At 51.8% G+C, this 23,798-nt stretch carries 16 protein-coding genes; 7 read left to right on the forward strand and 9 right to left on the reverse strand.

Annotation, left to right across the window (positions count from 1 at the left end):
- Positions 1-16 precede the first annotated feature (16 nt).
- Positions 17-1,951, forward strand: a complete 1,935-nt coding sequence (nagB, locus tag JNJ77_07950) for a glucosamine-6-phosphate deaminase (GenBank protein ID MBL8822503.1) — start codon at positions 17-19, stop codon at positions 1,949-1,951.
- An 89-nt stretch (positions 1,952-2,040) separates the two neighbouring features.
- Here nagB and JNJ77_07955 read toward each other — a convergent pair whose 3' ends face one another.
- Positions 2,041-2,973: an SDR family oxidoreductase gene (locus JNJ77_07955; protein MBL8822504.1), complete on the reverse strand. Its 933-nt coding sequence runs from the start codon at positions 2,971-2,973 to the stop codon at positions 2,041-2,043.
- Between the two features lie 182 nt (positions 2,974-3,155).
- On the opposite strand from JNJ77_07955, the gene JNJ77_07960 reads away from it, so the two are divergent.
- The 3 genes from JNJ77_07960 (at position 3,156) to JNJ77_07970 (ending at position 5,113) form a co-directional block, all read left to right on the forward strand.
- On the forward strand, positions 3,156-4,130 hold the full coding sequence (locus JNJ77_07960; GenBank protein ID MBL8822505.1) for a DUF1559 domain-containing protein: 975 nt from the start codon (positions 3,156-3,158) through the stop codon (positions 4,128-4,130).
- Between the two features lie 95 nt (positions 4,131-4,225).
- Entirely contained in the window at positions 4,226-4,684 is a 459-nt protein-coding gene (locus tag JNJ77_07965; GenBank protein MBL8822506.1) for a hypothetical protein, read from the forward strand.
- A gap of 78 nt (positions 4,685-4,762) precedes the next feature.
- A complete protein-coding gene (locus tag JNJ77_07970; protein MBL8822507.1) occupies positions 4,763-5,113 on the forward strand; it encodes an ATP-dependent Clp protease adaptor ClpS in 351 nt (116 codons plus the stop codon).
- Between the two features lies 1 nt (position 5,114).
- Here the strand turns inward: JNJ77_07970 and JNJ77_07975 are convergent, their stop codons facing one another.
- The 3 genes from JNJ77_07975 to JNJ77_07985 all read right to left on the reverse strand — a co-directional run bounded on the left by JNJ77_07975 (position 5,115) and on the right by JNJ77_07985 (position 9,202).
- Positions 5,115-5,870: a methyltransferase domain-containing protein gene (locus tag JNJ77_07975; GenBank protein ID MBL8822508.1), complete on the reverse strand. Its 756-nt coding sequence runs from the start codon at positions 5,868-5,870 to the stop codon at positions 5,115-5,117.
- An 87-nt stretch (positions 5,871-5,957) separates the two neighbouring features.
- Entirely contained in the window at positions 5,958-8,078 is a 2,121-nt protein-coding gene (locus tag JNJ77_07980) for a DPP IV N-terminal domain-containing protein (GenBank protein ID MBL8822509.1), read from the reverse strand.
- A 53-nt stretch (positions 8,079-8,131) separates the two neighbouring features.
- Positions 8,132-9,202 (reverse strand): DUF5009 domain-containing protein, encoded by a 1,071-nt coding sequence (locus tag JNJ77_07985; protein MBL8822510.1) that lies wholly within the window; start codon positions 9,200-9,202, stop codon positions 8,132-8,134.
- A 208-nt stretch (positions 9,203-9,410) separates the two neighbouring features.
- Here JNJ77_07985 and JNJ77_07990 point away from each other — a divergent pair, with 208 nt between their 5' ends.
- The 3 genes from JNJ77_07990 to JNJ77_08000 are packed head-to-tail and all read left to right on the forward strand — an operon-like array spanning position 9,411 to position 13,404.
- Entirely contained in the window at positions 9,411-11,876 is a 2,466-nt protein-coding gene (locus tag JNJ77_07990; GenBank protein ID MBL8822511.1) for a beta-propeller fold lactonase family protein, read from the forward strand.
- A gap of 20 nt (positions 11,877-11,896) precedes the next feature.
- Positions 11,897-12,871: a lipoyl synthase gene (gene lipA / locus JNJ77_07995; protein MBL8822512.1), complete on the forward strand. Its 975-nt coding sequence runs from the start codon at positions 11,897-11,899 to the stop codon at positions 12,869-12,871.
- 14 nt (positions 12,872-12,885) lie between these two features.
- Complete coding sequence (locus tag JNJ77_08000) at positions 12,886-13,404, forward strand: hypothetical protein (GenBank protein MBL8822513.1); 519 nt, start codon at positions 12,886-12,888, stop codon at positions 13,402-13,404.
- Here the strand turns inward: JNJ77_08000 and JNJ77_08005 are convergent.
- From JNJ77_08005 to JNJ77_08025, 5 genes are all read right to left on the reverse strand, one after another.
- Positions 13,367-15,238 carry a DUF1559 domain-containing protein gene (locus tag JNJ77_08005; protein ID MBL8822514.1) on the reverse strand — a complete coding sequence of 624 codons (1,872 nt, stop codon included), beginning with the start codon at positions 15,236-15,238 and terminating at the stop codon, positions 13,367-13,369. The genes JNJ77_08000 and JNJ77_08005 overlap by 38 nt on opposite strands.
- 115 nt (positions 15,239-15,353) lie before the next feature.
- Positions 15,354-16,841 carry a KamA family radical SAM protein gene (locus JNJ77_08010; GenBank protein MBL8822515.1) on the reverse strand — a complete coding sequence of 496 codons (1,488 nt, stop codon included), beginning with the start codon at positions 16,839-16,841 and terminating at the stop codon, positions 15,354-15,356.
- Between the two features lie 326 nt (positions 16,842-17,167).
- Complete coding sequence (locus JNJ77_08015) at positions 17,168-18,304, reverse strand: VWA domain-containing protein (GenBank protein ID MBL8822516.1); 1,137 nt, start codon at positions 18,302-18,304, stop codon at positions 17,168-17,170.
- Between the two features lie 86 nt (positions 18,305-18,390).
- A complete protein-coding gene (smc, locus tag JNJ77_08020) occupies positions 18,391-21,966 on the reverse strand; it encodes a chromosome segregation protein SMC (protein MBL8822517.1) in 3,576 nt (1,191 codons plus the stop codon).
- Between the two features lie 9 nt (positions 21,967-21,975).
- Positions 21,976-23,652, reverse strand: coding sequence for a flagellar basal body P-ring protein FlgI (locus tag JNJ77_08025; GenBank protein MBL8822518.1), 1,677 nt, complete (start codon positions 23,650-23,652; stop codon positions 21,976-21,978).
- Between the last annotated feature and the right edge of the window lie 146 nt (positions 23,653-23,798).

The following is a 23,798-nucleotide window of genomic DNA, read 5'->3' on the forward strand; positions in this document are numbered from 1 at the left end:
ACCAGCCGAGTTGCACATGCTGAATAATATCACGACCGAAGAATCTTCCCGTTACCTGCGTGGAACGCGTGTTCCCACCCTCCTGTTCCGAAACAGCAGTGATGCATCCCGACATGTTGCTCTGATGATTGAAAGCCTGATCAGGCAGAACAATTCAGCAGGCCGATCAACGGTTCTGGGCCTGGCTACTGGCTCAACGCCTGTCGGCCTGTATCGCGAACTCATCAAGCGGCATCGCGAAAGCCAGCTTGATTTCAGCCGTGTGGTTACGTTCAATCTCGATGAATACTATCCGATGGAACCGGAGGACACGCACAGCTACCATGCCTGGATGCACGCCAATTTCTTTCAACATGTCAACATTCGCCCTGAGAATATTCATATCCCCGATGGCACCATCCCTCCAGACAAAGTGGATGAGTACTGTGATCGCTACGAAGGCATGATCAAGCGGGCCGGCGGAATCGACATTCAGATTCTGGGCATTGGCCGTTCAGGGCATATTGGGTTCAACGAACCAGGCTCGACCGATACCAGCCGCACTCGACTGATTTCGCTCGATACCGTAACCCGCCGTGATGCCGCCAGCGGATTCTTCGGCATCGAAAACGTTCCGCACCAGGCCATCACGATGGGGGTGGGCACCATTCTGGAAGCTCGGCAGATTGTTTTGCTGGCGTTCGGCGAACACAAAGCTCCCATCCTCAAGCCCGCTGTAGAAATGCCACCTACCCCTGCGGTCACCGCCAGCTTTCTGCAGGAACACAATGATGTCACGTTCTGCCTGGATGAGGCAGCAGCCAATGAACTCACCGCGGTTCGCACTCCCTGGGTCGTTGGCCAGGTGCAATGGTCGCCACAAAATATCCGCCGTGCTGTGGTCTGGCTGTCGCTGGAGTCAAAGAAACCCTTACTGCTTCTGACGGATGAAGACTTCCGTAATCATGAACTCTATAGTCTGCTTCGTGATCATGGACCTGGCCAGAAGCTGGCCCGCCGCGTCTTCGAAGAGATGGCTACCACCATCTGCTATGACCCCGGCACAAGCCTGAAATGCAGCACCAGCGAAATTACACCAGCCCCCAGCACCACGAAAAAGAAGGTCCTTTGCTTCAGCCCTCACCCGGATGATGATGTCATCAGTATGGGTGGCACTCTGATTCACCTGGTCGGGCATGGCCACGAAGTGCATGTTGCCTACATGACCAGTGGCAACATTGCCGTGTTTGATCATGATGCCCTGCGCTTTGCTGACTTTATCGCAGAGTTCAACAAGCATGCCGGTATCGATCCAGGCAAGTCCAAGCAGGTGACCGATCGCATCAGCGAACTTCTAACTACCAAGAAACCAGGCCAACGCGACAGTGCAGAAGTGCTCTTCATCAAAGGCCTGATCCGTTCGACCGAGGCTCGTGCAGCAGCCTTGACTGTAGGTATTCCACCTGAACGGCTCCATTTCATGGACATGCCTTTCTATCGCACCGGCACTATTGCCAAGATGCCCATCGGCCCGGAAGACGTCAAAGTCACCGCCGATTTGATTCGATCCATCAATCCGGGGCAAATCTATATGGCAGGTGATTTGTCCGATCCACATGGCACGCACCGATTGTGTGCTGACGCCATTCTGGCTGCTGTGGCGGAACTGCAGAAGGAAGGATTAAACCCCGAAGTCTGGCTCTATCGTGGCGCCTGGCAGGAGTGGGAGCCACACGAAGTAGATCGCGTGGTACCCATTAACCCCGAAGACATGGAACTCAAGAAGCAGTCGATCTTCAAGCATCAATCGCAGAAAGACCGCGCCATGTTCCCCGGCGGCACTGATGAACGCGAATTCTGGCAACGAGCTGAACAACGCAATCGACACACCGCAGCGCTGTACGATCAACTCGGCTTGCCCCAGTTCTATGCACTGGAAGGCCTGGTCATGTGGCGAGGTGAAGGACTTTAAACAAATGAAGTTATACTGGTCGGGTGCATGCTTTGCGTAGACTTACGCTAGCCGTGCCAATTCACCGAACAGTTACTTTTACCGGTTTCTTACTTCACCAGGCTCCTGAAATAATTCAGCGTTTGCGACAGGCCTGTTGCACGGTCTACCTTCGGCTCCCAGCCCAGCAGCTTGCGGGCCAAGCTGATATCCGGCTGGCGTACCTTGGGATCATCGACCGGCAACGGCCGATAAATGATCTCGCACTTTTCGCCAACGAGTTTCATGATCTCCTGGGCAAACTGCAGAATGGTGATCTCCGCTGGATTCCCCAGATTCACCGGTTCGTGATAATCGACGTTGAGCAGCCTGACAATTCCTTCGACCAGGTCATCCACGTAACAGAAGCTTCGAGTTTGCCCACCATCACCATAGACCGTTAATGGCTCGCCTCGCAGCGCCTGGCCCATGAAGTTGGGCAGCACACGGCCATCATCCAGCCGCATGCGCGGTCCGTAAGTATTGAAAATACGAATGATGCGCGTGTCAACACGATGTGCCCGGTGGTAAGCCATCGTCATCGCTTCGGCAAAGCGTTTGGCCTCATCATAAACGCCACGAATACCAATGGGGTTGACGTGGCCCCAGTAATCTTCGGTTTGCGGATGCACCTGCGGGTCGCCATATACTTCACTCGTGCTAGCGATGAGAAATCGGGCATTCTTGGCTTTCGCCAACCCCAGGGTATTGTGAGTGCCCAATGAACCCACCTTCAAAGTCTGAATCGGATATTTCAAGTAATCAATCGGGCTGGCTGGCGAGGCGAAATGCAGCACGATATCTACCGGGCCATCAATATTGATCTCTTTGGAAACATCGTGATGGACAAAACTGAACTTGGGATTCTTCCGTAAAGGAGCTATATTCCCCTCGGCACCCGTGATCAGATTATCGATTGCGATAACTTCATGCCCCTCTCCCAGAAAACGCTCGCTCAAATGAGAACCAATAAAGCCCGCTCCACCTGTAATAACTACTCTCACGTTGACCTCATCTCGATACGGTTAAACCCATAACAACTCTGTTTTAGGAAACATAGCATATCAACCAAGAGTTATTTACCTCATGTGAAAATGTTGTGTGGATTTAGTGTAGTTGCTATCGGATTGATATTCGCCAATGTAGAACACTCCTCGTCGATCATCATGTCACAGGAGGCTGCACAATGTGTCGTCATACAAGGCGAACTGCGTTTACACTGATTGAACTGCTGGTGGTCATTGCCATCATTGCCCTACACATGGCGTTATTGCTGCCAGCCATTCAGAAAGTGCGTGCTGCAGCAGATAAAATGCTGTGTGCCAGCAATTTGCGGCAACTGGCAACCGCTGCCCACAATTACCATAACGATTATAACAAATTACCCCCTGGTTTGAACTTGCCCATTTCAACACAGTCAGGCGCCATTTTCCCAACCAATCCATTGGTCACCTCCGGCAAGGTTCAGCAACCTCCCTTCCCTGGCATGTTTGCTTCGTTCTTTGAACTGCTACTGCCCTATGTGGAACAAGATAACCTTCAAAAGAACCTGAACCTGACTCAGCGGGAATATGCCAATACGCTTGGACCAACTTCTACTGGTGCCCAGGTAGTGAAAATCTTCCTCTGCCCTTCCTCTGCCATGAAAGATCGTGTGGTTACCTACACCACCGGCGGCAACACCTATTACTTTGGAATGAACAGCTACGGCGCCAATGGAGGCACGCGTTCCTGGTTTATCACCAACATGACAACGGACGGCGTCTTCTGGATCAACAGCAAAGTCAGCCTTTCACAATTGACCACGATGGATGGAACGAGCAACACGTTCATGTTTGGTGAACGCCATCACTGGGATCCTGTCTACACTGCCATGGACGGCCTGGGTGGCTGGGCCTGGGCAAATTACCTTGCTCCACAGGATTATATCCTCAGCACTCCGGTACCAGTCAATTACACCATCCCACCAGGTACACCATTAACCTTTGCTGTGCAGGATAATCGTATTTCGGCGTTTGGAAGTGCCCATCCCGGTGGAGCCAATTTCGTCTTCTGCGATGGTTCCACCCGTTTCATCTCGCTGACCAACAATGCAGACTTGCCTGTTCTACAAGCCCTCTCCACTCGCCGTGGTGGTGAAATCATCAGTATTGATCAGTAGCAGGCTCTGGCTTTCTCTCTTCTTCCCTGGTGGGAGAGGGGTTGGGGGTGAGGGCGTTCTTTGTGCTTCGAGCACTACTCAGGAAATGTCTCTTCATGATACATAACTCTCGTTTCTGTCTGGTATCTGGATTTCTCGTGTTGCTGCTCGGTTGCTCAGGCAAGCCCATTCCACAATTCGTAGTTACCGAAGGCACATTGATGCTGGATGGCAAACCGTTGCCGCTGGCGCTAGTTGAGTTCATGCCCGATGTCAAGAACTTCGGTGCAGAAGTCAATTCAACTGCCGTTACCGATGCCAATGGCAAATTCGTTATGATTTGCGGTAATACACTGGGCGCCATGGTGGCAACGCATCGTGTTGTGATTAACGAAGGCCCGCCACCGGCTGGTACGCGTGGGCAGGATGCTGAAAGTCAGACCAAGCTGGCTGAGTACACCAGCAAGCTGACCAATCGTCCTATCCCGGCTAATTACGGCAACTTTTCTTCCACGCCTTTGAGAGTGGAAATCACGGCTGAAAAACGCGATCACATTCTGAATATGAAAAAGTAAGAATCCTGTGAACCGCGATTCATTTTCTGATATCCTTCAGGTTACCGGTATATCAAATACCGTTAGTCTGGAGCTATCATGGCTACGTTAACACACGACGTTGAAGAAACACAGGTAGTCACGAAACGGCGTACCACGACGAAGCCCACCTCGCAACCGCTGCCTGTTTACAAACTGATACTCCATAACGACGATTACAACACCTTCGGTTTTGTCATTCGCATTCTGGTTCAGGTAGTCCCCTGTTCGAGCATGAAGGCAACCTGGCTCGCGCTCAAGGCACATTGTTCAGGATGCTGCATCATATGGAGTGGCTGCCTGGAACTGGCTGAATTGAAAGCAGACCAGATCAAGACATTCGGTGCAGACCCGGAAGCTAGTAATCAGGAAAAGGTTCAACCGCTGCGAGTTACTATCGAGCCAGCATGAATTACACTGTTACCTTGAAAGCCCAGTCCCACGATTGCGGAAACTTCTTCAACGTTCTACCCTCTGCAAACTGATCCCAGGGCAACCCTGCTTTCCGAACCTGGATTTGGCGATACCCCGCCTTCTGCAGCCGATGTTCCACTTCCTCACGAAGCCACAGATGCTGGTGAATCTTGTCAAACGTAAAGGTTGCAGTGTTCAGATCGTAGCCATGCAGTTCCGCTTTGTTGGCTGCAAACTTCTGGGCATCCGGTAGGCTCATGCCTCGATCGAGCGCCAGATCGGTCAAGTGCATGATGTGATAGAACAGTCCTTCCAGCGAAGGTACGATGCCATACAAGTGCCCCTGCTTCCTCACTGCTTTCCGCATTGAAGCCAGAGCATTATCCAGTATCGAAACATCGGAACTGACCAGGCTGTTCATGCTCACAGCCAGGTCAACCTTCTGAGACAACTCATCCAGATGATCGAAGGGCAATTGATAAAAACTGATGTTCTTGAGTCCCTTGCACCGTCGCCTGGCTTCCTTGATCATCTCTTCCGAAAAATCAACGGCAATGACATGCTTGAACTGTGATGCAAGCCGTGGCAGGAATGGCCCGGTGCCACAGCCGAAATCGCCTACTACCAGAGATGATTTGCCCTGCATCCCTGAAATGGCGCGTAAAACAGGGTTATGTCCATCTTCCTGATAGGGATCGACAAACAGCTCATCATACTTCCGAGCTACCAGCCCCCAGGCACGCGACTGATCCATGATTGAAATCTAATTGAAGTTTATGGTGGCCATAAAAAAGCGAAGCCAGAAATCGGCTTCGCTTAAGTTAGTTTTACTAATCATAGCTTATTTCTTCATGACCAGGTTCTCAATGAAGAATTCCATCATGCGCTGCTGATTCACTGCTGTATGACCCAGATCAGGCCCGACCTGCACATCAAAGCTCTTGCCTGCTCGTTGAAGCGCCCTGATCAACTGCATGCTGTTATTGGGATGCACGTTGTCGTCCGCAGTGCCGTAGTAAATCATCAATCGGCCTTTCAGATTATTGACATAGGTCATGGCAGAACCTTCATCGTAACCCTTCTTGTTTTCCTGTGGCGTGTACAGGTACCGTTCCGTGTAGATTGTATCGTAGTGACGATAATCGGTCACTGGCGATGATGCACAGGCTGCCTGAAACACATCAGGATGGCGTAGTATACAGAGAATGGAGGCATAGCCACCATACGACGTGCCATGAATGCCAACGCGCTCCTTGTCAAGATACGGACGAGAATAAAGTGATTTCACTCCTGCAGCCTGATCATCGATTTCCGTTACACCCAGTTTCAGGTAAATGGAATCGAGGATTTTCTTGCCACGGTTGGCAGCACTGCGGGAATCCAGCGTTGCCACCAGGAAACCATACTCGGTGTAAGGGTGAGGTGTAATGAACCGTTCACCAGCACCATTGGTTTCCGGACCTGCATATACACTCACCAGCAATGGATACTTTTTGTTCGGATCAAAGTTGGATGGGAAATGGAGCAAACCATAGAGATCGGTTTCACCATCTGCTGCCTTGTATTTGATCAGCTCAACCGTTTTGAAACCTTTGGCAATGAAGGCGCTCATGTCATACTTGGTCAGTTCGGCCAAAACCTTGCCTTCATCATTGACCAGACGAGCCGATTCAGGCTGGTTGTGTGTCTGAATGGTATCAATGAAATGCTTGCCATCAGGTGCAATATCTACCGAATGGTTGAATGCTGGATCGGTCAGGCGAATATCACCTTTGCCATGCAGTCCCACACGATGCAATTGGAGCTTGTAAGGATTATCACCATCATGCGCCATGTAATAAAGTAATCCCTGCTTTTCATCTACTCGCACAATGTTATCCACATCATGCTGCAGGTTGGTCAGGGTGGCATGCAGCTTGCCACTCAAATCGTACAGATAAAAATTCTTGAAACCGGTACGGGATGATGTCCAGATAAACCGGTTGTTATCGCTCAGGTATCGCTTCTTGGGCAGATTCTCTGTCCAGCTAGGCAACCATTCTTCGCGTACTATCACTCGACAGGAACCCGTTTCGCTAGCAGCACAGAATTCCATGATGTTCTGTCGGCGGTTGGTGCGATTGAACAGCAGTTCCTTGCCACCGTTGGGCGACCAGGCGATGTTGTAGACGTAGTAACCAATGGCACTGTCCTCAAACGGCTGTCCGCTGCGTACATCAACCTTGGTTGATTGCTTGGTTGCTACATCGTAGATGAAAAGATCGACCACAGGATTATCCGTACCAGCCTTGGGATATGGCTCGGTATCCATGGTACCCTGAACTTTGGTTTGGTTCATCTGAAGATAGTAATCTTTGACTTTGCTTTCATCGAAACGGTAGTACGCCAGTTTGCTGCCATCAGGCGACCACCACATGGCAGTATTCTGATAGAGTTCCTCACCATATACCCAACTGGCAGTACCGTATTTGATGCGATCTTTTTCGCTGCCATCCGTTGTTACCGGCGTTTCATTGCCTCCGTCTGCGTCAGCAATGTACAGATTCCGGTTCTTGTAAACGGCTTTAACCTTGCCACCAGGCGCTATCATTTCTGTTGCCTGACGACCACGTGCTACTCCAATTTGTGGTGCGGCAGCATCGTTGTTGCGACGACGCCCTTTAACTGGTGCGGCTTCGGTTACTTTTTCTGATTTAGTACCAGGTTTAACCTCCTCTGCTTTCTGCGTTGCAATATCGAAACGGTATCGTTTGCCATCCTTGCTGTACTCAAAGGCTTTGCCTTCGTCTTTCCATGACACAATCAGAGCGCCACGTTTGACCGTGCCAGCCGCCTGGCCCTGCATCTTTTGATAATTTTCGTAGCCAGGCATCGTTTTGAGACGATCTTGAGCCGCCATGGGCGAACCAATCAAAATTCCCATCACCAAAGCTGTTGCGTTCAACACCCTACGAAATCGCATGGTCTTCTCCTATCTACTTGCTACTGGCTACTAACTACTCGCTACTTAAAGCATCATATCTTGAGGAACAGCTTTCGCCGATACATCCAATACAGGATTAACCAAAGTATCAGCAGGATAGCGAATCCCATGAAAAGTTCTTCATAACGTTCGCCGAAGATGCGGAAGAAGCCTTTCCCGAAGTGGGTATACAGAGAGGTTCGAATGAACCCATCAATCAAGTGCGACAGACAATAAATCGCAATCGAATTCACACCAAATACCATCAATGGAAAAAAGAGCTTCTTCAGTGGCAAAACGTCCACCAGCAGCATGAATATCGGCAGCATGACATAGCACCAGCCTCCGCTGTAGAAAACCCAGGTAGGCGTCCAGATGCGTTTGACATTGGGGCAGATATCGAATTCATGCAGAAAGTAGCCAATGGCAATTCCCGCTACCCCCATAACCAGGCACAAACCGATCTGTTTCCATTTCTCCCATGGCTGCTGCAACAAGTGGCCTGCCATCAAACCCAGAATCATGGTTGCCAGTGTCGGTATAAAACTGAGCGTCAGATACCCGCCACTATTGGCTGTAAAGGGAGCTTTGCGTGGAAAGAGATTCAGAAACCAGGTGTCGAATGCCCATCCCAGATTGGCATTCTTCTGCCAGTGCGAAATGAAATCCGGCCCAGCGGCAGGGTATAGAGTCCACGCCCCCCAATAGCCAATAACGATTGCAAAAAAGGCCAGCACCGCAACCCAGGTCTTCTGCCAGCCTAGCAGATAAAGGAAAAAGTAGCCCAGACCAATCTGCGTCAAAGTGTCTTCAAACGTCCAGTTGGTCATGGAGGAGTGCGTTGATCGCAGAAAAACTCCAAGAAGAATCAGAATCAGCGACCGCCACATTGCATGCAGCGTCATTTTGAGAAACGAATCGCCTCGTGATAACCGATTAGCCAACGAAAACGGTAATGCCACGCCTACCAGAAAGCTGAAGCTGGGCTGAATCATGTCATGCAGTGAACAACCCACCCATTCGACATGGGTGGTATGAAACTTAATCGCCTGCCATACGGGATTATCAGGAAACTTCGAGGCCAGCTTCGCGAGTTCCAGCACTTCTGCGACCATGAGGAACATGACGAAGCCGCGATAGACATCAACCGATGCCAAACGCACGATTGATGGCTGAAGCACAGGTACTTCTTGGTTCTGCAGCATCATGTCACCGATCCTTCTCGCAGTTGCGATCCACCGATCTGGTCATCTTCATCATATCTTTTTGCTGACAAGCCCTCAGAAGTCGCTACAGTGTCACTGAACGATCTCTTTGAACAAGGATTCCACAATGTTCAGCCGTACCCTGCTGACACTTACATGGTCTACCCTCTCTCTGCTGACATTGCAAGCAATTCAACCCCCGAAAGACGGAGAACCTGTGCAATGGCCAGGCGCCAAGATGGGCGGCGGGGTGCTGCTCCCCAACGGCTGGTCGCTCAAACCGGTCGGGAGACAGACCGCCCTGGGCGACTTTCCAGTCAACATCGCCCTGCATCCGTCCGGCAAGTACCTGGCTATTCTGCATGCGGGCTATGGAGATCATGAGATCATCATCGTTGATGCCAAATCGGCCAAGAAACTCTGCCGAGTCATCATCGATCAGACGTTCTATGGCCTCGTGTTTTCTCCGGATGGCAAACGATTGTACGCATCTGGAGGTGAGTTTGAAGTTGTCAATGCCTACGAGTTCGATGACGGCCTGTTGAGCAAGCATCAGCAGATACCAATTGCCAAGATAACCGATAAGTTCATGCCCAGCGGCCTGGCGGTCAATCATGCGGGTGATCGGCTCTACGTGGCCGGCCTCCTTGGCAATCAACTCGTCACGGTTTCATTGAGCAACCATGATGAAAAAAAGGTTATTAAATTGGGAGACGCCAGCTTCCCTTACGGCGTGTTGCTCAGCCCCGATCAAAAAACTCTCTTCGTCAGTAAGTGGGGCAAGAGCGAAGTGGCTGTCATTGATGTCGCCGATTACAAAGTAGTAGAAACGCTTAAGACCGTGGATCACCCTACCGAAATGGCCATCACCCCTGATGGCAAACGCCTGTTTGTCGCCTGTGCCAATTCGACACAAGTCACCGTTCATGATCTGGTCGCGAAGAAGACTCTGGAAACCATCTCAGCAACACTCTACCCCATGCCCAAAGTGGGCAATACGCCCAACAGTGTGTCGATGACGCCTGACGGACAGTTGCTCTTTGTCGCCAATGCCGATGCCAACAACATTGCTGTGTTCAACATCGCGGAAGCCAGAGAGACCAAACCGCTCGGCTTCATCCCAGTGGGCTGGTATCCTACTTCGGTGCGGTACAATCCAGCTGATAAGAAAGTCTATGTTGCCAACGGTAAAGGCGGTTCATCGTTCGCAAATCCTCAGGGCCCCATGCCATTGCCAGGAAAGGATACTCGCAGCCCCACGACACAGTACATTGGCGGATTGATGCGGGGTACACTATCGACGTTCGACCTGCCCACACCTGTAAAGATGGGTGACTACACCAAGAGCGCGTTCGCTTGCAGCCCGTTTAAGGGAGAAGTAGTTAATCAACCCATCGAGAATAATCCGATCCCTGCGAAAGTCGGCGACCCCAGCCCGATCAAGTACTGCATCTATGTCATCAAAGAGAATCGCACCTACGATCAGATCTTTGGCGATATGGCTCCACGCAAGGGCAACGGCGAACCCAGCCTGTGCCTGTTCCCGGAGAAGGTGACTCCCAATCATCACAAGCTGGCTGACACGTTTGTACTTCTCGACAATTTCTATGTCGAAAGTGAAGTCTCAGCTGATGGGCATGAATGGTCGATGGCAGCCTACGCTACCGATTATGTCGAGAAGCTCTGGCCGCTGAACTATCGTGGCAGCCCCCAAAAGAAGATTGGCTACCCGGCTGAAGGAGAGAATATTCAAATAGCGCCTTCTGCCGGCGGGTATATCTGGGACCGGTGCAAAGAAGCAGGCGTCAGTTACCGCAGCTATGGTGAATTCGTGGACAACGGTGCAACGCCCAACGATCCATGCACCACCAAGTTCAAAAACCTCGAAGGCCACTTCGATCCCTGGTTTCGCAGCTACGATCTCGAGTACACGGATCAGAAGCGGGCGGATCGCTTCATCAGTGAGTTGCAGCGATTCGAGAAGGAAGGCGAGATGCCACGCTTTCAGATCCTGCGATTGCCCAACGATCACACCTCAGGCACACGAGTGGGCAAGCCAACCCCGACAGCCATGGTGGCGGACAATGACCTGGCCCTGGGGCGCTGTGTGGAAGCCATCAGCAAGAGCAAGTTCTGGAAGGAAACTGCGATCTTCGTCGTGGAAGATGATGCCCAGAACGGTTCCGACCATGTCGATGCCCACCGTTGTGTGGCGTTAGTCATCAGCCCCTACACCAAACGCAGCCATGTCGATTCTACGCTCTATAGCACCGCCAGCATGCTACGAACGATGGAACTGATCCTGGGCCTGAAACCCATGTCACAGTTTGATGCGGCTGCCCGACCGATGTATCACTCCTTCACTATGAAGGCCGACTTTTCTCCTTACATTCACTTGCCCAGCAACGTCGATCTGAACGAAAAGAACCGCCCCGATGCCTTCGGCGTCGCCCTTTCGGAGAAGCTGAACCTGGCTCGGGAAGACCAGGCAGATGATCTGCTCTTCAACGAGATCATCTGGAAAGCAGTCAAGGGCAAGGAGTCGCTAATGCCACCACCAGTTAGGGCAGCGTTTGTGATACCGAAGGAGTAAGCTGATCGTATAATGCAAGTATGGCCAACAAAACCATCGAACTTCTCGACAAACGCACCAGCCGCACGATTTCTCTCAAAGTCGTCGATAACGGCGTAGCCACCACGCGAAGTGAACCCGTTGATCGAGGCAAACCCAGCTGGTTGCGTGCTACCCTGCCCACTGGTCCCAATTACGAACGGCTCAAGGCCATGAGCAAAGAGTTGGGACTTTACACCGTTTGCCAGGAAGCTCACTGCCCCAATATCGGCGAATGCTGGAGCCACGGCACCATGACCATCATGGTACTGGGCGGGGTCTGCACACGCTCCTGCAAGTTCTGTGCAGTCGATACTGGCAACCCACAAGGCTGGCTCGATATTGATGAACCGAAACATGTCGGCGTTGCTATCTCGCAAATGGGTTTGAACTACGTCGTCATGACATCCGTTGACCGCGATGATCTGCCCGATGGCGGTGCTACCCATTTCGCTCAGTGCGTACGCGAGATCAAAGAGCGCGATGCACGGGTGAAGGTAGAAACCCTGACACCCGACTTTCAGGGCGATCTGGGTGCCGTTGAAACGGTACTCGCTTCAGGTGTTGACGTTTTCGCACACAACATCGAAACCGTTCGTCGTTTAACTCCGACGGTACGCGATCATCGTGCCACTTATGATCAAACGCTCAGAGTGCTGGATCACGCAAAAAAACATCGACCTAACGTGTTGACCAAAAGCTCCATTATGCTCGGCCTGGGCGAAACGGAAGACGAACTCAGACAAACAATGCGTGACCTGCGAGCCGTTAAGGTTGATATCTTCACACTTGGACAGTACCTGCGACCGACGCAGCATCACCTGCCTGTTGATCGCTATGTACCCCCTGCTGATTTCGATAAGTACCGTGACTGGGGAATCGAAGAAGGCTTCCTCGAAGTCTTCTCCGGCCCGATGGTACGCAGCTCCTACCGTGCGGAAAAGGTGTTTATGGAAGGCAATTCTAAACGATCCTGACTGGTATCGGTTGTATGTCTGACCAAATGCAGTTCAACTTGATCAACTTCGGGTTGCAACTGCCCATCGGCTTCATCACGTTGATGCTGGCTATTCTGGCAGCCCACTTCTGGACTGCCAGCGGCAGCTTTCCTTTTGTACGAACCTTACTGGTAACGGTTATGATCACCGTGGTCTTTGCGTTGCCCAGCCTATGGTCCTGGCCAACCTTCTTCTCCTCTCCTCTCAGCCTTGCTGCCGCTTTTTATCTGCCTTTCTGGCTTTCTGCCATCTGGTTTGGTTATCGTCTGGATGTCAAAGAAGCCTGGACAATCATCACCATCCACTGGCCTATAGCTATCGGCGTGATGTTCTTTATTTATCTGCCCATCTGCTGGTCAATCGAACGAGAATATGAAGAGAAACAACGTCAACGAAGGCGTGATGAAATCAGGCTGGTCATAAGTAACCGGGACAACTGCACGGCTTCCACAAATCATCGCTATTTGCAGACATTTATTTCCGGTTCTCGAACCGTGGCTCCGCCGGTTTGAAAGTTCCAATCCCCTCCGCCCGGCTTGGTTCAACCATGATGGGATCGGTATCTTCATACATCCCATCGCGTCGGCCGATGAGTTGCCGCATCAGCTTTTCATACTCCTTCGCATTGGGAAGTGAACGCTTGATTGCACGCACGCTGGCATCGCCGAACGCCACCAACAGATCGTCCTCATCGGGAACACTGCCCAGCTTGGGAAGCGGTTGATCATCGCCCAGTATCTCCATGTCATCGGGCTTGGTCCAGATGACCGGCTTGGCGGCTTCAGCAATCATGATGGTGTTGCTGGTGCCATCCTGCACAGTGAGTTGGCCGAGGGTGAGAGGCCTGCCAGGCGTGAACATGGGAGCGAACCGTTGCTTTTGCGGATCAGCAGGTTTCTCCGGGGCAACGAAGACCTGGTAATAGGTCAGGCCGACGCCGGCATCCACGCCGGGCATGGAGTAAATCTTGGGCATCATCGGGATCAGCTTCTTGTTGTGCTCGCTGTCCCAAGGTTCATTCGTACGGAATTGCTTGAAGAGATTGTCCTGTTCGAGGTAAGGCAAAATGGCAACGCGCCAGGACAGGCCCAGTTTGCTATTGGAATTCTGGACATCCTTCTGTGGCCTCATCCCACCGCCTCCAACGTAGTAACCCGCCGAGGGCAGACGATTGTAATCGTTGTGGTAGTTGTGCATAGCTATGGCCATCTGGCGGAGGTTGCTTTGTCGAAGGCTGCGGTTCTGCATCAGGCTCATACGGGAGATAATGCTGGCCATAGCAAGTGAAATCTCCTTGCCGCCTCCCGGCGAATGAAGTGTCATCAAAACTTTGGTACCATCTCGTTTGATGGTGCTCTGGGCACAGGCTTCTGACAGTGAGCCGAAGAATTTGCGGAACTCGCGAATTTCGACATTACTTTCGTTCGCTGCCAGCCGCTGAAGATGCTGCAGGCCAAATTCGCCAGTGAGAGCGAGTGAGCCGAAGAGTCGCTCCATCCGAACTGCTGCCTGTTCCGAATTGGCATCGACACGTACATCGAATGCGAAATCCTGCAGAAGTCTGGCGTTGATGTTCAACTGTTTGATATCAATCACTGCTTTGATAATACTCAGCCCCAACCCGAAAGTAGCTTCGTCGGCAGGGTTCATGTTTCGGCCAGCCTGCCCCATTAGCATCAGAGCATTCAGCTGGTTGTGCAGGTTCTCGCTTATCTGCAGGCCGATGCCCAGTTCAGCATTCCCAGAGGTACTGGCAAAGGCTGTCAAGGCAACGTTGTTCTTGCGTTTGATGATCTTGCTTAGCGTCTCGTCATCGCCGATAGCTGGCGTCTTGGGATCAATCAGGCAGGCATACAAATTCTTGCCTTGGATATTGGCAACCTGCTCCATGACTACGCCATCTGCATTACGGGTATTGCCTGCGACAGTGGCGAACGGAAACTTGAGTGCTATGTACTTCTTCACACTGTTAATGAAGCGATTGCTGTCCACCGGCACACTCGATTGCATGAGCATAGCGAAGCCGGGTACTTGTGGCACATCCCAGCTATCAACCATGATGGTGGCTGATTCAAAGTTGCGACGGGGTATGGTGGTGATCTGTTCGCTGATTTCAAAAACTTCTTTCTCCAGCTTCTTCCACTTCTCCGCCGGCATCCGCTTCTTGACTTCATCGAAGGCAGGATTGTTCCAGAAGGCGTTACCCTTGAGGTGTACATAGAGAATCGAGTCATCTGGAATGAGCCGTAGTGGCGATTCCCCAGCAGCAGGCTGTTGGCCGGAGGATGGCCAGGAACACAGGCCAATAACACCCAGAGTCAGCAATATGAAAGCAATCCGAAGCATGATGACTACTCCCCAAGTTTGCTTCAAAGCATAACATGAGTTCGTTGAAGTTGCCAACAGAATGCAACGAGCTTCAGCAATTGCTGAAGCTCGTTTACGATTGTCGATTTGGTTGTTAATACACTTTGACCTTCATCGGCCCATCAACGACTGGCTCCAGGTCACTGCTGTCAAAGTCAGAACCCTCATCGTGAGATGAAATCGGCAAAGCCGGAATGGAACCCATCATTGCATCCGACGGCTCAAGATCAGAATCGCTGCAGCTCATCTGCTCTGCGACCTGCTCGAGTGCAATCTTGCGACGGCGGGCCATGCGCTCGCTGCCTTCGGGAATCAGGAAGGTCTGATCGCCTTGCAGTAGCTTGCTCACGCCGCGGGTTCGGGTTTTGACATTCTCCTCAGCCGGCTTGTCTTCTGCCTGGTAACGAACCAGCATGCCTTCGTAATTGCGAAGAATGACGGAATCGTTGCTGGCCGAGACGAGGTAGTTCGGCATAAGAGGAATCTTGCCACCACCGTGTGGGCTGTCCACGACGTAGGTTGGCACACCCAAACCTGACATATGGCCTCGCAGGCCTTCCATGATCTCCAGGCCCTTCCAGACCGAAGTACGGAAGTGCCCTGCCCCGATAACCGGGTCGCAATGGAAGATGTAATAGGGGCGAAGTTTGATACGGAGCACTGCCCGCATCAAGGCACGCATCACCTCGACGGAGTCATTGACCCCCTTCATCAAGACGCTGTGATTATTTACCGGGCAGCCAGCCTTGAGAAGTGACAGGCAAGCACGGGCCGATTCGGGTGTGACTTCGCGTGGATGGTTGAAATGTGTCTGAATCCAGACTTTGCCATTGCTGCCGAGCAGGTCGATCAGTTTCTGATCGAACAGTCGCTGGGGCAGCGTTACTGGCACACGGGTTCCAATGCGAATCACATCGACGTGCCGAATATCCCGGAGCGAATCCAGGAAGAACTGCAGCTTGCCGGTGTTGAGAGTCAGCGGATCGCCACCAGAAACGATGACATCCCGGATTTCAGTATGCTGGGCAATATAATCGATCATACGCTGATCATCAGCGGTGACCGATTCCCAGCCGCCCCTTGTCAACGTCTTGCGTTTACGGGTGCAGAACCGGCAATACATCGTGCAGACACCTGTGATGGCGATCAGGCAACGATCAGGGTACCGGTGGGTCAGCCCAGGAACGGGCATATCCTTGTCTTCTTCGAGGGGATCTTCCAGCTCGAAGCCTGAAGGATTCTCCAGTTCCATGGCAGAGGGGCAAGATTGCAGCCGGATCGGATCATACGGATCACCCGGATCAATCAGCGAGAAATAGTAGGGTGGGATGGCGGTCTTGAACTCGGATTCGAGTTTGAGCAGAGAGGTGAGTTCATCGGCCGAGAAAGTCAGTAACTCGGTTAGCTGTTTGGTGGTCTTGATGGCATTTTGAGATTGCCAGCGCCAGTCATTCCACTTTTCGTCGGGGATGTTGTTCCAGTAAGGGTGTCGTCGCGGACGACTTGGAGGTTCCTCTTCATCAAATGCGACCAACGCGGCAGGTCGCGAGGGCAAGCCTCGACGCGCTTCGATCTCGTTCATACTCATCTCCTGAAGACCACGATATCCCATACACACAGGACGCACGAGGACGTCCCGCGGCTGCGGCAGAATACTGAAGTCGCTTTTCTACACAACCCCGATTTGAAGTTTTGCATGCTTTTCTGTCCCTCAATGACGACGACCCCACCTTGTTGGAAAGTGGGGTCGAGTGTCAGTTGTGTTGTAGACATCCAAGTCACGAGTGCATCATGCTCCGGGTTACGCTTCTTCGCGATCAGTCCCACTGACCGTTGAACCAATAGTAGACCTTCTCGAAAACAAGGCAAGATGAACTTGAGATTTTCTTGAAGGATTTTTTGTTTTTCTTATTTCGGTATCTCGATGCCTTGGCGAGCAGACTGCTCTCGAATCACACTTCTCAGCGCCTCATCCAGAGTGTTCCCACTCTGCCTGCTCTGCTTTTGCTCTTCCAATTTCAGGAACTCGGCACGCGCTTTACTCAGTTGATTGATTTCACGTTTGATCTCTTCCCGCATCTTCATCTGCCTTTCAACGTGAGCTTTTCGTTCAGCAGGATTAAGCTTCTTGAATTCGTCAGACAACTCATTCTCCGGCAGCTTGCTGAAATCCAGTTTGGGATCAGCCTGATATCGATCGACGAGGTCTGCTTCGGTCATGCGATAGTTGGCGCCTGCCTTGGCAATCGCACGCTCCGCCGATGCACTCGCGCCACCAGCTCCACCCAAGGACAGTACATTGGTATCCTGCGCAGATTGATTAGCCATTCTGGCAGGTGCAGAACTGCCATAGAATACATAAGTAGTATTCAGCTTGGAACTCAGTTCAGCAAGCTTCTTATCCTGCGGAGCAGCAATAACCATACTGGCGCTGTCCTGCTCTATAGCTGAAAACTTACCTTCAGCACGTTCAGCCAGATATTTCCAGCCTTGTGCCTCGGAATGGTTTCTTGGGCCGCAGTAAATCGTATTGATGATCACATTCTGCCTGACTGCTGATTCAGCGAGGCCTGCCAACTTCACTTCAGGATCCTGATCAGCAGGCTCATTGCCGCATACAAACATGATTTTGAGCGAACCAGGTTCTTTGGACCATTCAAGCTGGTTCAACGCAGCCTGGCTGACCCTTCCGACATATTCCGTGCCGCCTTGCGTGCGCAAGCCGAATAGCTTTTCCGATACTTTATCAAGATCGGTAGTTAAACCTGTTTCCTGCCTGACCCACCCAGTTGAGCGTGAGTAGGTATCGTTGCCGTAACTGTAGAGTGCCACGCGCAGTTTCGGTAGAGGCTTGGCTTTGCCAAAGTTATTGACAATATCCCAGAGTTTCCGCTTGGCTGAATCAATCAAGCCATCCATGCTGTTGGAAGTGTCCAGACAGAGAACCAGATCTACATGCTTCTGCACAGGTTCGTGTGCCCCTGCAGTTCCCTGTGGTTGAAATACCATGACACAATATGTCAACAGTGCAAATACTCGCAACATGACTTTCTCCATTCCAATAGACGTGATATTAGAATGACGAAACGGTCGAGCAGTTGGTTTGATGATCCGTGAAAGAACATGATTTTTCAAGCAGCGAGCCGCTGTGCTGGTTCTTCGTATTCTTCCAGACGCATGGCAACTCGTTTGGAGACACCCGCTTCCTGCATGGTAACACCATACAGAACATCTGCGGAGGCCATCGTTTTCTTCGAATGAGTAATCAGAATGAATTGACTCAGATGCAGAAATTCTCGCAGGACAGAGGCGAACCGACCGACATTGGCTTCATCAAGGGCTGCATCGACTTCGTCCATGATGCAGAACGGGCTGGGCTTGTTCTTGAAAATGGCTAACAGCAATGCAACAGCGGTCAGCGTTTTTTCGCCGCCACTGAGCAGCGACATGTTCCGCATCTCCTTGCCAGGCGGCCTGGCAGCAATCTCCACACCGGTTTCCAGCAGATCATCCGGATTTTCCAGCGTAATATCTGCCATGCCTCCGCCAAAGAGTTTGCGGAACAACTCCTGAAAGTGAACTCTTACTGCTTCATAGGTTTCCTTAAACATCTTTCTGCTGTCAGCATTGATTTTTTGAATGATCTCATCCAGCGATGCTTTGGCCTGGGTCAGATCGTCGAGTTGAACCTGGAGGTCCTTCGCCCGCACTTCCAGGCTTTGCAGTTCATGCAGCGAATCCATACTGACGTTGCCCAATCGGCTGATCTTACGCCTCAGTTCATTGATCTGCGTTTGCACTTCCTGCGAGTCTAACAGCGTTTCAGGAGGCTGATACTCCTGATAGGCTTCTTGCAGGTTGACTTCATGCTCCTCTAGCAATCGGGAAGATAACCCGTCAAGCTTCAGTTTCAATTCACCACAGCGCATCTCTCGTGAATGGATATTATCCACTAGTTGCTGCCACGCCTGACGAATCTGGTGAGTCTGTTCACGAATGCTGGCCGTTTTCTGACGATATTGCTGACCCGCTTCCACTGCTTCTGCTAATTCATGTTCCAACCGCTGCTTCTCAAACTGGCCGGTTTCCAGTTGCGTCTTAGTTTCTGTAATCAGCTTTTCGCTGGCAGCCTTCCTGTTCAGTAGTTCCTCGTGATGATTCCGCAGTTCAACGAGTTCATTCTGACGACGTAGTGATTCCTGCTCGTGCAGTTGAATCTTCTCCATGAGAGCTTCAAGCCCCTGCTGCAGCCTGGCTGCCTGCAGCGACACCGTCATCAGGTGTTCCTGATCTTTCTGCCGCTGCACTTCCATTTCCGATGCCTGCTCTTCCGCCTGCTGCAATTCCTGCTGCAATAGTTGGGCAGCCTGCTCCGCCTGTTGCGCCAAGTCTTGTGCCTGTTTCTCACTGTGCGTCAAGCGGGACAGTTCTTCTTCCAGAGTGTGCAGCTCATGCTGACTGATTCTTACCTCTTCCTGCAGTTCTTTGCCTTGCAGTTCCTTCTGTTGGAGTCGGGCACGTAGCGACGCCGCTTCTTCCGATTGCACCTGCAGTGCCTGCTCCGTCTGCTCTTCCTGAGTGCTGTATCGCACCAGGTTGGCACGCAGCGAAGCAATTTCCATTTCAGCTTCCTGGATAGAACTGTCCAGTTCGATCACCTGCTGATGCAGTTCACGCAACTCCGATTTTCGTGACAGAAATCCTGTTTCTTCCCGGTCAGGCCCCAGGCTGACAATGCCTTGTTCATCCAGATATTCTGCTTGCGGAGTGATCCAGGAATATCCCGGGTAATGCTGCGACCATTGCCTGGCCTGCTCGAGCGAATCGACAACACAGGTTGATGAAAGCAGATGCTCTACCAGCCCTGCTGCATCGGGCTGTGATGATCCGGCAAAAGAAGAAAGCGTCTCGACGCCGTGAAGGGGCGATGCCGTTCGCTGTTGTTGCAAGCGATTCAGTGCAATGTATTGCCAGCGGCCAGGCAACGGCTCTGATAACTCGCTGAGTGCCTGCAGCAAACTTGCTTCCTCCCTGACGACGATTGCCTGAATGCGGTCTTTCAGAATGGCATCCACCAGCCGGGCATGTTCTCGATCTACCAGGATGATGTCTGCAACAATTCCCAGAACATTCGACCAGAGACCTGGATTCTCCTGAGAAGCCAGGTCCAGAATCTGCTTGACGGATGAACCAATGCCCTCCCGGCTTTGCTCCAGGTGTTCCAGTACCTGAATGCGGCTTACTAGTGCACTGCGGCGTTCACGCATGCTGGTCCATTGCGCCGTCTGCGATTCCAGAAGCAGCCCGGCCTGTTCCTTGTTTTGCCTCTGTAAAGTCAACTGATTCCGCAGCGCATCAATCCGGCTGTTTCCGTCTTTCTCCGCAGCCAGAAGGGCCTGAAGATCAACATCGAGAGCAGACAGACTTTCTTTGGTCTGCGAGTGCTTCTGATTGACTCGCCTTCGATGCTGCTGCAAGCTTTCCAGTTGAGACTTCAGGCTGACCTGTTCGTTGTGGGCACGGGCTGCTGTCTGCAACTTCTCGTAAAGTATCGTCTTGCCTTCCTGCATCTTTTGCTTCAGCGAAGCCAGCAACTTCACCAGGCTATCTAGATCTTTTTCATGCTTGGCAACATCATCTCCTAATTCCGTTTGCCGGGCTGCATCTTTTTCATACAGCGCACTTAGAGTTTCTCTCTGCTGCTGAAGCCGTTCCAACTGGCGAAGCAGATTGCCTTCCTTCTCGTGAAACTGTGACAGTGACTGTTCACACGTCTCCAGTGTCGATGCTTCGTGCTTCACTGTCAAATCACATGCGGTCAGCTTTTCCCGCCATTCACTGAGGGACGCTTCGCGACGACGGATGGTTTCCTCCGTCTGTGTCAGCAGCGCTTCCAGTTCTGCCAATTGCTGTTCCTGCAGGCTGGATTGCCTTGATTGCTCTTCGAGTTGCTGCTTCAGTCCAGTCAATTCCTGTGAAGCAGTATTCCAGAGTTGTGAATCCTGATGCCAATCCTGCAGTGCCAGGTCAACCCGTAATCGCTTCAGTTCATTGCTGTAATCACGAAACTTTTCAGCCTTGGAGGCCTGCAACCGTACCGATTGAAGCTGCTTGGTGAGTTCATCCTGAATATCCTTCACTCGCAGAATATTCAATTCAACCTGTTCCAGCTTCTTGAGTGTTTCAAGTTTCTTGACTCGAAACCGACTGATCCCCGCTGCCTCTTCCAGGATGAATCGCCGTTCCTGTGAGGATGCCTGCAACAATGCATCAACTCGTCCTTGGGCAATGATGCAATACGCATCGTTCCCTGCCCCGCTGCCAAGGAACATTTCCTTGATGTCTTTCAGCCGGGTCATCTGCTTGTTGATCAGATACTCGCCAGTGCCGTCGCGATAAACCCGGCGGGTAATCTGCACTTCGTCTGCATCAACATTGAAAAATCGTTTGCTGTTATCCAGAGTCAGCGACACCTCAGCCAGACCTAACGATTTACGCGTGGCAGAACCATTGAAGATGACATCGGTCATACCACCGCCACGCAGGCTCTTGGCTGACTGTTCTCCCATGATCCAGCGAACAGCATCAACGACGTTACTCTTGCCACTACCATTAGGGCCAACTACCGCAGTAATGCCCGCACCAAATTCAAAGATGGTGCGTTCGGCAAAACTCTTGAAGCCGATCAATTCCAGTTGCTTGAGCATGCTTTCCCACTATTGAACAGGCAACTCGGCGCGGGCCAATTCAGTCCACGGAATGAGCCTTGGCATGCCATCCACCACCAGGTTGCATTCGAGGTTGTGTCCAACCGATGCCTGCTTGAGGAAGTCGACAACATCAGCATACGATGCCCCCAACTGCATGCACTGCGTCAGCACGGCTGGCACTGTGGCCTGGCAACGCCGTTTCACCACTTTGCCGCCCACTTCCGTCAGGCTCACGGTACATTCCGTTTCGCCTTCTCGCATGGTCACTACCAGCTCCGGCCCTGCCGTCAGGCTGCAGGGAGCCATCAGACTATGTCCTTTGCCAAAGAAAACGATCTCAGGTTTTCCGGTCGTTGATACATGCAGCATGGGCTTGGACTGTGGAGCCACCTCGAAGATGGCGTAACCCGATTCGCGTGAATTTACCACCTTCAGACCAAGATCAGTTGGATGTGCTGTTCGCAAAGCTACAAACGCACCGTAACGGGTTTCCACACTGTCCTGAGCCATCAACTCCCGCAGGCGTGTTGCACAGGCCGTATCCTGTACTGCTGAAAGTGCTGTCAGAGCATAGGGACGCATTTCAGGAGATTTCCGGGCCACTTCTGCCAGAGTATCAGCAGCTTCCGCTGAGATGCCCAGATAAGCTAATGCTTCTGCAGAAGCAAATCTCACCTTCAGATTCTGATGCTTACAACCCCTCATCAAGTAGGGCTGCACCTCTCCACCAAGCGATTCCATTCGCAAGGCAGCTTCAAAACATTTATCCGGATTGAGAAGGTCTTCCGAGCACTGTTTCTGCCACATCAGTTTCTCTGCTGAACCAGCCTCGTACGGAATGCGTGTCAGCACTTCCAGATATCGCGGAATGTTGTACCGATATTGATCCGGAACACGCAGGGTGATGTATTTGCTGTCCTTCGGGTCTGCAATCTTGGCAAAGCTGCCCGAAGCCTGAACACGGAAGCGATCATCAATGGCAGCGCCAATCAACATGGCCTGGTCTGCCTTCTTGGAATATTCACTGCGAATGAGCAGTGCAAGCGGCCTTTCCTTTTTGAGCCTGGCCCCTGCAACAACCCGCCCTTTTCTGCTATCACTTTCCTGCCCGGTTGCCAGCATCACAGGACCATTGGCAAATGCCCATTCGAAACCGGTTCGATACTCTGGATTACCACCCTTTTCAGAGAGTTCACGAACGTCAGCTACATCTTTCAACGAACTCAGGAGCAGAAACCCACCACGAAGGCTGGTTGTCTGCCGGTCTTCATCGAGACATTTGACTTCAACATCGAACAAATCACCCACCTTGGCGCCTGGCGCAACTTTGCCACGTACCAATACCACTGCTGCTTCTTTCGATGCAAGGAACTCGGTAGGTTTCTCCATTTTCTGTTGTGTCAGCATGCCCAGAGCAGCAGAACGTGCTGGCCCCTGCGGAATATTACCGCCTGTTCCAGGCAAGCCGACCACCACCCCATAACCCATCACTTCCATAGGCTCAAGGCCATATGGCGCTGCGGTTGAACCTATCATGCGTGGAAGTTTCTCTTCCCGTGATGGTAACTGCAGAATCTCTTTATTGCATCCGAGGTTGGAGACAAATACCGGTGCCAGGAGCAGGCAGCCAGATATGATGGGATACAATCTGGTAAATACCGATTTTTTCGGTTTGAAATCCATGTCTTCCCCCTCGACAGTCTGCACGCCAGGAAATGGCTGCAATCCCCCAGGAAGGCAGGACGATAGCGTCCTCTCTATCTGTGTCAAGTTCAGGAATTTGTCATCATTTCTTTTGCTAGAACTAAAGGGCTAGGTCTGGCGCTTTA

The organism is Planctomycetia bacterium, assembly GCA_016795155.1.
Taxonomy (GTDB): domain Bacteria; phylum Planctomycetota; class Planctomycetia; order Gemmatales; family HRBIN36; genus JAEUIE01.